Source organism: Gemmatimonadales bacterium, from assembly GCA_036500345.1.
Lineage (GTDB): Bacteria > Gemmatimonadota > Gemmatimonadetes > Gemmatimonadales > GWC2-71-9 > Palsa-1233.
In genome coordinates this window covers 78,477-92,019 of sequence record DASYCE010000001.1, presented here as the reverse complement: position 1 = coordinate 92,019, position 13,543 = coordinate 78,477, and the positions used below count along the sequence as shown (strand labels likewise).

At 65.8% G+C, this 13,543-nt stretch carries 11 protein-coding genes and 1 tRNA gene; 4 read left to right on the top strand and 8 right to left on the bottom strand.

The annotated features are described in order from the left end of the window. Positions 1-51: 51 nt before the first annotated feature. Together VGM20_00425 and VGM20_00420 are read right to left on the bottom strand one after the other, a co-directional pair. Entirely contained in the window at positions 52-651 is a 600-nt protein-coding gene (locus VGM20_00425; GenBank protein HEY4099319.1) for a hypothetical protein, read from the bottom strand. A gap of 190 nt (positions 652-841) precedes the next feature. Continuing rightward, positions 842-2,377, bottom strand: coding sequence for a GMC oxidoreductase (locus tag VGM20_00420; protein HEY4099318.1), 1,536 nt, complete (start codon positions 2,375-2,377; stop codon positions 842-844). A gap of 65 nt (positions 2,378-2,442) precedes the next feature. On the opposite strand from VGM20_00420, the gene VGM20_00415 reads away from it, so the two are divergent. After that, positions 2,443-4,035 (top strand): alkaline phosphatase family protein, encoded by a 1,593-nt coding sequence (locus tag VGM20_00415; protein HEY4099317.1) that lies wholly within the window; start codon positions 2,443-2,445, stop codon positions 4,033-4,035. On the opposite strand, the gene VGM20_00410 is transcribed toward VGM20_00415, so the two are convergent. Further along, positions 3,921-4,955, bottom strand: coding sequence for a glycosyltransferase (locus VGM20_00410; protein HEY4099316.1), 1,035 nt, complete (start codon positions 4,953-4,955; stop codon positions 3,921-3,923). The genes VGM20_00415 and VGM20_00410 overlap by 115 nt on opposite strands. 236 nt (positions 4,956-5,191) lie before the next feature. Here VGM20_00410 and dnaK point away from each other — a divergent pair, with 236 nt between their 5' ends. Both dnaK and VGM20_00400 read left to right on the top strand, forming a co-directional pair. Continuing rightward, on the top strand, positions 5,192-7,102 hold the full coding sequence (dnaK, locus tag VGM20_00405; protein ID HEY4099315.1) for a molecular chaperone DnaK: 1,911 nt from the start codon (positions 5,192-5,194) through the stop codon (positions 7,100-7,102). A 124-nt stretch (positions 7,103-7,226) separates the two neighbouring features. Beyond that, the gene (locus tag VGM20_00400) at positions 7,227-8,846 is read left to right on the top strand and encodes a trypsin-like peptidase domain-containing protein (protein HEY4099314.1); all 1,620 of its coding nucleotides are present in this window, start codon (positions 7,227-7,229) and stop codon (positions 8,844-8,846) included. A 95-nt stretch (positions 8,847-8,941) separates the two neighbouring features. Here VGM20_00400 and VGM20_00395 read toward each other — a convergent pair whose 3' ends face one another. Beyond that, the gene (locus VGM20_00395; protein ID HEY4099313.1) at positions 8,942-9,235 is read right to left on the bottom strand and encodes a hypothetical protein; all 294 of its coding nucleotides are present in this window, start codon (positions 9,233-9,235) and stop codon (positions 8,942-8,944) included. A gap of 145 nt (positions 9,236-9,380) precedes the next feature. Between VGM20_00395 and VGM20_00390 the strand changes: the two genes are divergently transcribed. After that, positions 9,381-9,463 (top strand) — tRNA-Leu (locus VGM20_00390). Here VGM20_00390 and VGM20_00385 read toward each other — a convergent pair. From VGM20_00385 to VGM20_00370, 4 genes are all read right to left on the bottom strand, one after another. Continuing rightward, a complete protein-coding gene (locus VGM20_00385; GenBank protein HEY4099312.1) occupies positions 9,464-10,861 on the bottom strand; it encodes a hypothetical protein in 1,398 nt (465 codons plus the stop codon). A 107-nt stretch (positions 10,862-10,968) separates the two neighbouring features. Continuing rightward, positions 10,969-12,249: a cation:dicarboxylase symporter family transporter gene (locus VGM20_00380; GenBank protein ID HEY4099311.1), complete on the bottom strand. Its 1,281-nt coding sequence runs from the start codon at positions 12,247-12,249 to the stop codon at positions 10,969-10,971. Positions 12,250-12,256: 7 nt separating this feature from the next. Further along, complete coding sequence (locus VGM20_00375) at positions 12,257-13,015, bottom strand: SDR family oxidoreductase (GenBank protein ID HEY4099310.1); 759 nt, start codon at positions 13,013-13,015, stop codon at positions 12,257-12,259. Between the two features lie 128 nt (positions 13,016-13,143). After that, positions 13,144-13,515 carry a hypothetical protein gene (locus tag VGM20_00370; GenBank protein HEY4099309.1) on the bottom strand — a complete coding sequence of 124 codons (372 nt, stop codon included), beginning with the start codon at positions 13,513-13,515 and terminating at the stop codon, positions 13,144-13,146. Positions 13,516-13,543: the final 28 nt, after the last annotated feature.

Sequence of the window (13,543 nt, the reverse complement as noted above, 5' to 3'; positions counted from 1 at the left end):
ATGGGAGTCGCGTTGGACCATGCAAGGGGGACGCGGGTGCCCGCAGATCCCTTACAAAGCCGCCAGCGCGGGGAAATGGCGGCGAGAACGGACCTGACAGGGGATAAGTCGGGGTCGAATCGAGATGCAAAGAGCTTTCTGCGGGATGAAGTGAGGGCGAATGGCCGTGAAGAGACCTTTCAGCGGGATGAAGTGCGCCCGAATCGCCATGCAATGAGCGTGAAGCGGAATGAGAAGCTCGCGAATCGGGATGAAGTCGGCGCGAACGGCCATGCAAAGGGCTTTCAGCGGGATGAAGTGCGCCCGAATCGCCATGCAATGAGCGTGAATCGGAATGAGAAGCTCGCGAATCGAGATGAAGTCGGCGCGAACGGCCATGCAAAGAGCTTGCATTGAAATGAGAAGCGCTTGAATCGGGATGAAGTCAGCGCGAACGGCCATGCAATGAGCGTGACGCGGAATGAGAAGCTCGCGAATCGAGATGAAGTCGGCCCGAACGGCCATGCAAAGGGCTTTCGGCGGGATGAAGTGCGCCCGAATCGCCATGCAATGAGCGTGAAGCGGAATGAGAAGCTCGCGAATCGAGATGAAGTCGGCGCGAATGGCCATGCAAAGGGCTTTCAGCGGGATGAAGTGCGCGCGAATCGCCATGCAATGAGCGTGAAGCGAAATGAGAAGCTCGCGAATCGCGATGAAGTCGGGTCGAACGGGCGTGCAAAGGGCTTTCAAGCCAACGAGAAGGTCGCGATGCAGCCGAAGTCGGACGCGATTGAGGATGAGAAGGACGCGATCGGGGATGAGAAGGTCGCGAATCGCCGTGAGAAGCTCTTTGGAGCCGCTTTCAGCCCTTCAGATGTTCGGCGAGCCGTAGCGCCAGGGCGACCACCGTCAGCGTCGGATTCGCGACCCCTGCCGTCGGAAAGACTGATGCCCCAAGCAGATAGAGCCCGTCTTCGCCGTGCACCCGCAGGTTCGCGTCGACCACCCCCTCCGCTGGATCGTCATGCATTCGCGTCGTCCCGGCGTGATGATGCGCCTGGGGCTCGATCGGCCGGTCAGGATGCTCGGTGGTGCGCCCTGCCCCGGCCCGCTCCAGTTCCCGCGCAATCGCCGCCCGGATCCGCACCCGATGCGCCTCGTCGCGCTCCCGCCAATTCCAATGCAACGCCGCACGGCGGAGCCCGAAGCGATCGACATCGTTCGCGAGTACGACGCGATTGTCTCGGTGTGGAAGCTGCTCCAGGTCGATGAGAAGCCGGTAGTGCGCCCCGCGCATCTTCCCCGCCGACCCGCTGATCCCGCGGACCACGTTGCCGATCACCCGCCGCGCTCCCCGGAACGGCACCAGCCGGCGCGCCATGCCGCGAGACGCCGGCCTCGACAGAATCGCCGGATCCGCCGGAGCCTGCAGCCGAACACTCGCGTTGGGAAGCTGCAATTCGCGCAGGAGATCGGGCGCCAGCGCGATCCGTCCCATCACCGCGGGAGCGCCGTCAACCGGATGCGGCTGGTAGAACGAGCTGTCGCCCTCCAGCGCGGGTTCCTTCGAATGCAATTCGAGCGAATGGTCGATCGGGTGCTCCATGAAGCCGCGGCCGACCCAGTCGGCGCACGGCCGCGCGTTGGTCGCCGAGAGGAGGAGCAGTCTCGCGTTCTCGATGGCCCCTGCGGCGAGGACGAAGCGTGACGCGGTCACCATTCCGGTCGTTCCGGAGAGCGTGCTCCATCGCATCGCGGTGACTGGTCCGGTATCGCTCGCGCGAACCAATCCAGTCACTGTCGCGCCGTGCAGCAGCTGGACCGATGTCGACGCCGCAATCAGGGACCTGCGCGCGTCTCGCAACGCCGACGCGGTGCCGTACTGATAGACTGCTGTGTGGAGTCCGCTGTCGCGAAACGGCAGCAGCGCGGCGTCGCCGGCCCAGCGCTCCGCCGTGTACTCGAACGGACCTAGGCCGCAGATCGCCTGCGCGTCGCTGTAGTATCGCGTGAGATAGTCCCGCGCGAACGGCCAGCCGCTCCATTCCCATGCGCGGCGTTCGAAGTCGATCTCGTCGAGCGGGAGGTACTTGGCCCCCGGCTCCCCGCCTACTCCGGTGTTCCATCGATGCGTCGTCCCGCCGATGCCACGCGCCCGGGTATTCCGGAGCTCGCCGTAGTCGCCAATCGAGTCGGCATCGTTCAGCGCATCCGTCTCCGCATCGATGGTGTGCTGCCCGCTCTCCACGAGCACCACGCGCAGACCGCTGTCGATGAGTGCAGCAGCAAGGACCAATCCCGCGGCACCTGCGCCGACAATGCAGAGGTCGGCGTCGATCGTCGATCGGTCCGGCATGGTGCGCGCGTCGACTTCCATCAATCCCCCCTTTCGCGGCAACAGTTCGTCGGATCTCCGCCCATATTGCACCAGGCAGTCCGGCGGGAACACCCTGGGAGCATGCGATGCCCGATACACAACGGCTGATGGTTCTCGCCATCGACGCTGCGTCTCCCGCGCTCCTCAAGCGGTGGACAGCCGATGGCACTCTCCCCAATCTCGCCCGGCTCGAGGCTCGCGGCCTGCGCGGCGATCTGGCTGCAATCTGGCCGTTTCACACCGGTTCCACCTGGCCGTCGTTCTACACCGGCTGCAATCCCGCGCAGCATGGGATCTACTGGCTGCAGCAGCTGCAGACCGGGAGTTATCGGACGCGAGCGATGGGCGCCGCGGAATTCGGACGGCGAAAGGCGCTCTGGGAAACGCTGAGCGACGCCGGACACGACGTCCTGGTGCTCGATGTCCCGCTCTCGCGACTTTCACCGGCACTGCGCGGGCGGCAGGTCGTCGAGTGGTGCAGCCACGATGCGATCTTCGGCCTGCAGACCATGCCGTCAGAGCTCGCGACGCGCATTCTCACCACGATCGGCAACCACCCTGCCCCCGCGCCGTGCGACGCCGCGCATCGCACGCTCGCCGAATACCAGCACTTCGCCGGCGAGCTGGTGCACGGCGCCACGTCGCGCGCGCGACTGACACGAATGCTGATGGCGGATGCGCCGTGGGATTTCGCGATCCAGGTTTTCAACGAGGCGCACTGCGCCGGTCATCAACTCTGGCACTTCCACGATCCTCATCACCCCGCGTTCGATCCGGCGGTCGAAGCTGTCAGCGGCGACCTGCTTCGATCGGCGTATGTGGCGATCGACGCCGCGATCGGCGCCGTCGTCGCGGATGCGCGCCCGGACACCACCATCGTCGTCGTCACGCTGCATGGGATGTCGCACTACACCGGATATAGCCGGCTTCTTCCCGCGATCCTCACCGGTCTCGGCGCGAGCACGCCGCGCGGAAGCGAGCAGCCGGCGGCGTCGTTGACGATCGGAGAGCGATTCACGCGCGCCGTACGTACGATTTACCACCTGATCCCCGAGTCGATCCGCCGGCCGTTCTACGAGTTCCGCGCGGAGGTGGGGACGCGAGTGCTCAACCGGGACACGCCGCTGCCGATCGATCCGAAGCGGTCGCGCTGCTTTCATGCCGACATGGGGCCGCTGGTGGGCGGGATCCGGCTCAACCTGATCGGCCGCGAACCACTCGGCACGCTCGCTCGCGGCAGCGAAGCAGATGCTTTCTCCGACGAACTGACCGCGCAACTTCTCGAACTCGTCGACCCCGACACGAAGCAACCGATCGTGCGCCGAGTCCTTCGCACCCGCGAACTCTTCGACGGCGAGTATCTCGAGGACCTTCCCGATCTGCTGGTGGAGTGGGATCTGTCGCGTCCGGTCGGATCGAGTGCCGTTGGCGACGGCGCCGCATCGACGATCCAGGCGTTTTCGCCTCGCGTCGGACTGCTCACGCTGGCCAACGCCTACTGCCGTACCGGCGAACACACGCCGGAGGGAATGTTCATCGCGTGCGGACCCGGAATCGCCCCAGGTCAGCTCGATCGCATCGTCTTGACGCTCGACCTGGCGCCGACGTTCTCCGCATTGCTCGGCGTCGAGATGACGGGCGTCGACGGAAGCGTGATCCCCGAACTGCTCGGCCGCTGATCAGCATCGGTCGCGCTCCGGAGGCGAAGGATGAGCCTCATCGCCTTCGGAACGTGGCGCAGCAGAATCGGAGTGAAGCGCAACGGATAGCGGCAGAGGAGGCGCGCCGAGAGGAGCGCCGCCCGCCAGGCCTTCCGTTCGAGCGTGTAGCGGTGGAGCAGGTCGAGAAGCGGCAACCAGACGTAGCGGTAATGGATGTCGCTCCATCCCGCCCTGAGCGCGCGCCGCATGGCACGATCGGCACCAATTCGTCGCGCCTGTCGCGTGTACACCTCGCCGACGGCAGCGAGCATCCGCAGGTGATTGCTCGACATGTTCGCGTTGTGCAGCCGATAGTCGGCGACTGTCTCGCCATGACAACGGATCTCGCTCACCCATGCGATGGCGAGATACGCGTCGTAGTCCTCACCGCAGCGAAGGTCCTCCGCGAAACCGCCAACCGTGAGGAGCGTCGATCGCCGCCACATCACCCCGACCGGCGGGCCGACGATGTTGGTGCGGAGGAGGTCGATGTACCGCTCGGTGTCGGAGATGCGGCCTGCGTCAAATCGCATCCGGGTTCCGGATGCATCGATCACATGGCGAAGGCCCCAGACGAGACCGCAACGCGGGCTCGATTCGAGCGCCGCAGCCCCTGAAGCGATGGCGTTGGGGAGCAACCGGTCGTCGGCGTCGAGAAAAATGAGAAATTCGCCGCGGGTGCGCGTCAGTCCCGCGTTCCGTGCAGCCGAGAGGCCGCGGTTCTCCTGCCGGACGTAGATGATCCGGTCGCGGTAGGGCGCGATCACCTGTTCGAGGAGCGCGGTGTCTGGCGCTCCGTCGTTGACGACGACAACGTCGGCGGCCGGCACGGTCTGCCGGAAGACGCTTTCGAGCGCGTCGGCGATGAAATGCGCCTGGGCGTAACAGGGAATCACCACTGAAACGAGTGGCTGCGTTCCCGGCCGAGGGGGGATGGGGGTCGGTTGATCCATGAGAGAGCGGCGCGGTCCGGCCGCAGGGCAAAGGTATCCGCGAACGGCTCCCGGGACCATTGGAGGGGAGAGTTTGTGCCATTCTGGCGGAATCTTGCGGCCTGAGCGTTGCTTTAGACCCGCGCGATCGTCTCCATCAGGCCAAATCGGCCATTCCGGGGACCTCAAGGAGAATCAAACTCATGGCATCGAAGATCATCGGGATCGACCTCGGCACCACCAACTCCGTCGTCGCAGTCATGGAGGGGGGCGACCCCGTCGTGATCCCCAACGCCGAAGGGGGCCGAACGACCCCGTCGGTCGTGGCATTCACCAAGGACGGCGACCGCCTCGTCGGGCAGGTGGCGAAGCGGCAGGCTGTCACCAATCCGAAGCAGACCGTCTTCTCGATCAAGCGCTTCATGGGGCGCCGGATGAACGAGATCACCGAGGAGACGAAGCGCGTTCCATACAAGGTCGAGGCCGGCCAGAACGGGCTCGCCTCGGTCGAGATCGCGGGGAAGAAGTACACCCCGCCCGAGATCTCGGCGATGATCCTCCAGAAGATGAAGCAGACCGCCGAGGACTATCTCGGCGCGACGGTCGACAAGGCGGTGATCACCGTTCCGGCGTATTTCAACGACGCCCAGCGCCAGGCGACCAAGGATGCCGGGAAGATCGCCGGCCTCGAAGTGCTGCGGATCATCAACGAGCCGACGGCGGCGGCACTCGCCTACGGCCTCGAGAAGAAGAAGGACGAAAAGATCGCGGTCTTCGATCTCGGCGGCGGGACGTACGACATCTCGGTGCTCGAACTCGCCGAAGGGGTCTTCGAGGTCAAGTCGACCAACGGCGACACCCACCTGGGCGGCGACGATTTTGATGAGCGGCTGATCGAATGGCTGGTCACCGAGTTCAAGCGCGACCAGGGGATCGACCTGTCCAAGGATCCGATGGCGTTGCAGCGCCTCAAGGAAGCCGCGGAAAAGGCGAAGATGGAGCTGTCGAGCACCTCGCAGACCGACATCAACCTGCCGTTCATCACGGCCGATCAGTCGGGGCCGAAGCACCTCAACCTGAGCCTCAGCCGGGCGAAGTTCGAGCAGCTGTGCGACGACCTGATCAAGCGGACGATTCCGCCGATGGAGCAGGCGCTCAAGGATGCCGGGATCAAGCCGGGCGAAATCGACGAAGTGATTCTCGTCGGCGGGTCGACGCGCATTCCGAAGATCCAGGAGATCGTCAAGGAGTTCTTCGGCAAGGAGCCGAATCGCTCGGTCAATCCCGACGAAGTCGTCGCGATCGGTGCGGCGATCCAGGGCGGTGTTCTGGCCGGCGAGGTCAAGGATGTCCTCCTCCTCGACGTAACGCCGCTGTCACTCGGGATCGAGACGCTGGGTGGCGTCACGACGGTCCTCATTCCGCGGAACACGACGATCCCGACCAAGAAGTCGGAGGTCTTCTCGACGGCCGAGGACAATCAGACGACGGTCGAGATCCACGTGCTGCAGGGCGAGCGGCAGATGGCGCAGGACAACCGGACAATCGGCAAGTTCCAGCTCACGGGGATTCCGCCGGCACAGCGCGGGATGCCTCAGGTCGAGGTGACGTTCGACATCGACGCCAACGGGATCCTGCACGTCTCGGCGAAGGACAAGACGACCGGGAAGGAACAGAAGATCCGGATCGAGGCGTCGAGCGGGCTGTCAGATGCCGATATCGACAAGATGGTCAAGCAGGCCGAGTCCAACGCCAAGGCCGATTCGGACCGGCGGCAGGAGATCGAGACGCGGAACCAGCTCGACGGGCTGGTCTACAAGGTCGAGAAGGATTCGAAGGAGTGGGTCGATCGCCTGGCGGCGGATGCCAAGGAGCGGCTCGACAAGGCGGTGCAGGCGGGGAAGGATGCCCTGCGGACCGGCGACTCCGCAGCAATCCGGACCGCGCTGGATGAACTGAACGTGGCGTACTCCGCCGCGGGCGCGTCGCTCTATCAAAATGCGTCGGCAAGCGGCTCCGAACCGCCTCCGGGTGGGGAGGGGACGCAATCGGCGCCTCCGAAGGACGACGCGGTCGAGGCGGACTACGAGATAGTGGACGAGGAAAAGAAGTGACACGCCGCTGATTGCGGCGCGACCGGAACGATTCCTCACGCATCAACGTATTATTCGAGTCGTCAGGCCGGGCGTCGCACGACGCCCGGTGATGCACCCGAAACCCTGAATCGGAAAAGGAATCATGTCCACGCGTTCGCGAAATTGGATCAAGTTTGGCGCCCTCGTGGCGCTCGCGTTTGTGCTCGGCCTCTTCTTCGCCGGGCTTCTTGATTTCCCTCGCACCGGCCTCGCCCAGGAACGCGCTGCTCACACTCCGATCGTCAAGGTCGATGCCCCGCGGATTCCGGCGGCGCGCGCCCTGGTTGATCTGAGCGATGCGTACGCGGCGGTTGTCGATGCGGTGCGCCCGTCCGTTGTCTACATCCAGTCAGAATCGCCGATGAGCGCGGACGACCAGTCAGAGATAATGAGCCAGCTTCCCCCGGGCTTTCAGCAGCTGGTTCCTCGCGGACAGCTGCAGCAGCGTCGCCGGCAGGACCAGCCACCCGAGCTGGAGCACAGCAGCGGGTCGGGATTCATCGTGTCGAGCGACGGATACATCCTCACCAACAACCATGTGATCGAAGGCGCGAGCAAGGTGACGGTTCGCCTGCTCGACGGCCGTGAATACACCGCCAAGATCGTCGGCACCGACAAGGACACCGACATCGGCGTCCTCAAGATCGACGCCTCGGGGCTCACCCCGGCGGCGCTCGGTTCGTCGGATGCGACGCGCGTCGGCGAGTGGGTGCTGGCGATCGGTAACCCGCTTGGCGGCGACCTCACCTTCACCGTGACGCAGGGAATCGTCAGCGCCAAGGGCCGCGCCAATCTCGCCCTCGGCGATTTCGACAACGGCAAGCTGATCCAGGACTACATCCAGACCGACGCGGTGATCAACAAGGGGAATTCCGGCGGCCCGCTGGTGAACGTCCGCGGCGAAGTGATCGGGATCAACGCCGCGATCGCGTCGCAGACCGGCTACTACACCGGCTACGCCTTTGCGGTACCGATCGATCTCGCACGCAAGGTGATGGACCAGCTCGTCACCCGCGGCCGCGTCGAGCGCGCAGGGCTGGGTGTGTACGTCCATGATGCCAACGGCGAGGACGCCGATTACCTCGGCCTCCCGTCGATCTCCGGCGTGCGGATCGAGTCGTACTCGGGCTCTGATTCGCCGGCGAAGGCCGCGGGGATCGTACCGGGTGACGTGATCGTCTCGATCGACGGCCAGCCGGTGCACTACACGTCGCAGTTGCAGCAGATCGTCGGCTTCCGCCGTCCGGGCGACGTGGTCAAGGTCGAGCTCTATCGCAAGGACGGCAAGCACAGCGTCTCGGTCAAGCTGACGAGCGTTGACCAGCCGACCAACGTGGCGGATGCGTCGGCGTCGCCCGATTCGCCGAAGACCACCGAGGTCACCGCGAGCAAGAGCATGCTCGGCCTGGTGACCGAACCCCTCACCGCTGCAACGGCCGAGCAGGATGGTCTGCCGAACACGGTCCGCGGGCTGCTGATCGACAGCGTGGTGGATGGCTCGGTGGCGTCAACGCACACGATCTGCAGTGCCGAAGATGTCCAGCAGCAGCAATGCGGCACGGCCGACGTGATCACGGCGATCGAAGGGAAGCCGGTCAGGAACGAGGCCGACCTCAAGGCGGCGCTGAACGGCGCAGTCCACAATATTGTCACGCTGGAATTGACGAGCGTGGGTCCGGACAAGAAGCCGACCACCCGAATCGATCGGTTCCGTATCCACTGATCGCCGCTGCACGATCGAATGAAGAGCGCCCGCCAGTGATGCACTGGCGGGCGCTCTGTTTCCGGCGAGCGAACAACGGATCGCGAACCAGGCAACTACTGCGGCATCGCGATTCCCTGCTTCTTCGCCGTCTTCCCCCACCAGCTCCAACCCCAGCCAACGCTCTTGCCGCTGATGAAGATCACCGGGCTCATCTTGCGCCACGGAATCGAGTCGGTTCCGGCGACGTCGCTCCGGGAATAGAACTGCACGTCCCAGGTCCTGCCGGCGGTGAGGTAGCTGAGATTGCGATGCGGCGCCGAGCCGATGACCGAGGCTGCGGAATCCTTCGAGATGCCGAGCGCGAGCTTGTCGAGACGGGCGTCGCCACACGCGGTGAGCAGCGTCACAGCTGCAATTGCCGGAGCGATCCATCTACGAGAGACCTGCATCGTCATTGATCCACGTGGTTGAGTCGGGGGAAAAGATAGCGCGGCAGGAGGCCGATCGCCGCGAGACCGGCGGCGGGGCCCGGCGCTAACTTCCTGCCGACCGGCGAACGTGGCGGAATGGTATACGCACCAGCCTTAGGAGCTGGCGGGGGAGACCCCATCCGGGTTCAAGTCCCGGCGTTCGCATCAGCTGCCGTGCCTGGTGAGCAGCACCTTCTTGACCCACCCCTCCGCGGCCGAGCCCTGCACGTGGGCGAAGCCGTTCTGATCATCGCCGAGGTAGACGAGTTCGTCGCCCTTCTTGAGCGTCGTCGCGACGGCGGCGCTGTCGTTCGATTCCTTGAGCAGCTTGATGTTGTCGATCTTCGGCGTGAGGACGTCGCCGGCTGCGAAGACCGGGCCTGTGGCGGGTGGCGTCGCGACTGTCGGCGCAGTGCCTGAGACCGCCGGATTCGCGACGGGTGCGGCCGTACCGCCAGTCGGCTGCGCGATGGAGTTGCTCTGAGCCGGGGCACCGCGCCCGCCGGTCGCGACGGTGCCGCGTCCCTGAGCGCCAGGGGTCCCGGGCGCGAAGCACCCGCTGGTTGCCTGTCCTGTCGGAAGGGCTCGCGCCTTGAACGCCACGCCGAAGTCGACGACCTGCGGCCCCTTCGTCCCGGGAATTGTCGCCTGCGCGAAACGGATGGTCGCTCCGCCGGCGACTGCGGTCTCGGAGACGTCGGCGACGCGGAACGATCCCTGGCTCGGATTGCCGGGTCGAGCGGCTCCCGAGGGTGGGAAGGTCAGAGTGATCTGGGTCGTGGGAAACTTGTAATCGCGCTCGCTCGCCGATGGTGCAACGGTCGGACTCGGTGCGCCACCGCCGCGGCCGGGCGAGCCAGTGCCGGCACTGTCTCCGGCTCCGCTCCCATTGCCCGTCGCACCACTGCCGCCGCGTCCACCTCCGGCGCCGGCACCTCGCCCGCCACCTCGCGCCCCACCGGCGTTCGGCGTCGCAGCGCCGCGAACCGGTGCTCCACTCGCGGCTCCGCCGTCGCTGGCGCCATTGCCGCGGCCGGCGCCGGCAGTCGGTCCGGTGCCAGTTGCGTTGCCGGCTCCGCGCCCGGCTGAGCCCGCGGGAGCTGCTCCCCGACCAGCCGTGCTGCTTTGACCGGGGCCACCTCCGACGGACGCGCCGCCGCCTCGACCGCCGGCGCTCGGCGGCGCGTTCGAGATCGCGAAGGTGACCTGCCACGGCAGGAGCCCGCGCGCATCGCAGAGGATGATCTGCCGCCCGGCCGCCGTGGTCGCCACGAAGGCCGACCCGGAATAGCGCGCCAGCTGCACCTGCTTCGTGCCGTCGCTCGAGACCCACGGGGAGAGGACGGCGCTGAACGATCCGTCGGCGACGTTCTCTTCGGCGGCGTTTTCGACGGCGCTGTTGACCTGCCGATTGACCTCCTGCGACACAGCCTTCGACCCTGCATTCGCCGCATCCTGGGCCGCCTTGCGTGCCCGATCGAGCACGGACTGCGCGGGCAGGTGGCCGGGAACCGCGATCGCGGTCGTGGCGAGGATCAACAATGCTGGGCGGGCGGTCGACATTCGGATGCCTGGGGATGTGGAGGGGCTGCCGCTGGGCGGAATCCAGGCGGCGAGTGCCATGATGCTACCTCTATCCCATACGTCCGCAAGCAGCGGGAGCCGTCATGTCACGATGGTGCGCGTTGCGATGACACCGGGCTCGGAGTGTTTGCGGGGGGCGCTTCGTATCTCGCGACAATCGTGGTCGCGACGATATCGCCAGTGGCGTTGAGCACGGTGGCGAAGAGGTCGGGGATCGCGTCGACGGCGATCAGGATGCCGATCCCCGCGACCGGCAGTCCGATCGCGGAGAAGAGGGGTGCCAGCATCAGGAAGGCTCCGCGCGGAACGCCCGGTGCTGCCATCGCGAGGAAGACCCCGGCGAGCCCCACCGTCACGAGGTCGCGGCTGTGCAGGGGAATGCCGTAGAAGTGTGCCACGAAGAGGGTCCCGATCGGCCACGACACCGGTGCCGCAATCTTGAAAATCGAAACGGCGAGTGGCAGGACGAATCCGGTCACGCGATCCGGTATTGCGAGCTCGCCCTCGGCCCCTTCGACCAGCGCGGGCAACGATGCCAGCGACGACGAGGACGAGAACGCGATCAGTTGCGCCGGAAGCGCCGCCCGGCCGAACCGGGTGATCGACACGCGCGCCGCGATCGCCACCGCGGGATAGAGGAGGAGGATCATCACGACGGTGATCAGCGAGTAGGCGACGACGTAGAAGCCGAGCGCGCCGGCGACTCCGGCGCCGCCCTGGGCGGCGAGCGGGAGCATCAGCGCGAAGATGCCGATCGGCGCGAGCGCCACCACCCAGCGCACCATCACCAGCATCGCGTCGCTCAGTGCGCGGAAGAATCCCAGCAGCGTTCGATGGGCGTCGCCGCCGAGTTTCGCGATCGCGAGGGCGAGGAGGAGGGTGAAAACGATCAGCGGCAGCATCGCGCCCTGTGCCGCCGCCGCGATCGGATTGACCGGAATCAACGTCTCCAGCCAGCCGATGAAGGTCGGTGGCGGGCCGCTCGTGGCGATCTGACCGGCAGCTTCGGCAGCGCCCGCCGGTATCGCCAGCGGTGTCCCGGAAGATGCCGGCCACCATGAGAAGACCAGTGCCGAGAGCGGGACGGCGACCACGGCGACGCCGAGGAGGAGTGCGAGGAAGGTGAGGAGGGTGCGGCGGCCGATCCGTCCAATGGTGCGAACATCCGATACCGACGCCACGCCGGTCACCAGCAGCGCGATGACGAGGGGAATCACCGTCATCCGGATGGCGTTGATCCAGAGAACGCCAATTGGCGCGATGATCGTCACGACATCGGCGAGATGCGGATTGTGTGACGCGGCGATCGCGATCCCGCAGGCGAGTCCAGCGCCAAGACCGACGAGAACTCGGGTCCCTTCCTTCATGGCATCCTCACATCATCAGGTCGCCGCCGTTGATGTCGAAGGAGACGCCGGTGAGATATCCGGCGGCCTCCGACGCAACGAAGACGATGAGGTCGGCAACCTCGAGTGCGGTGCCGAGGCGTGGAATCGGAAAGGAGCGAGCGAGGCGCTCAAGCTGTTCGGCGGTGGCACTCTCGCGAGTGAGCTCGGTATCGATCATCCCGGGACAGATCGCGTTCACCGTGATGCCGAAGAGACCAAGCTCCTTCGCCGCCGCTCGCGTAAGGCCGAGGAGGCCGGTCTTCGTCGCGGTGTAATGCGCGCCGCCGAGGGTGCTCACCATACGCCCCGCGGTGGACGACATGTTGATCACACGGCCGTACTGCTGCTGCTTCATCGCCGGGAGGACGGCACGGGTCAGCAGGAACGGTGCGGTGAGATTCGCCTCGACCGCCTGACGCCATTCGGCGGCGCTGATCTGTTCGAAGCGGGTGGTAAGCGGCAGGGCGGCGTTGTTGACCAGGATGTCGATGCGACCGAAACGGTCGAGGGTGCGCGCGGCGATGTCGGCGGGGACGCCATCGACGGTGACATCACCGGGCACTGCGAGCGCGCGAGATCCGAGTTCGCGCGCCAGTGCATCGGCGCGGGCGGCGTCGCGCACGTTGACCGCCACGGACGCTCCGCGCGCGAGGAGGCGGGCCGCGGCGGCATGGCCGAGGCCGCGCGCAGCGCCGGTCACGATCGCGACGCGACCAGCAAAGTCCTGCGGAATGTCATCGGTCATTGAGCGCCGTGAGACGAGGCCTGGAGCAGGTCGATGCGCACGGCGAAGTATACGGATGAAACGAACACCGCACCACGGCGTGCCGTGGTGCGGTGCAGCGGATCAACAATCCGCGGTGATCGATCGAGTCAGGGGTGCGGTCGCGCTCGGCGATAGTCACCGGCGTTTGGCATCTGCTTCCGGTTGAAGCGGTTGTCCTTCCAGCTGTTTTCGTGCGGCGGGAAGAAGTATCCCTTGTTGGTGTGATAGACCGTCACCGGGCGACTTCCCCGAATCTGCGATGGGTAGTAGGCGCCGTTGTAATCGTAGACGACGGTCGGCGACCAGCCGAGGTAATCGGTGTGCCAGTCACCCCAGTAATCGGGGTAGTACCCGTAGACGTCGACTGGCGAGCCGTACCCGGCGCTCACGCCAACGGACGTGCGATATCCCGGGCCGCAAGCCGGCAAGGCGAAGAGCGCGGCAGCGAGCGGGATTGCAAGCAAAGATGAACGTCGCATAATTCGACTCCGTGAACGGGACTTCAGC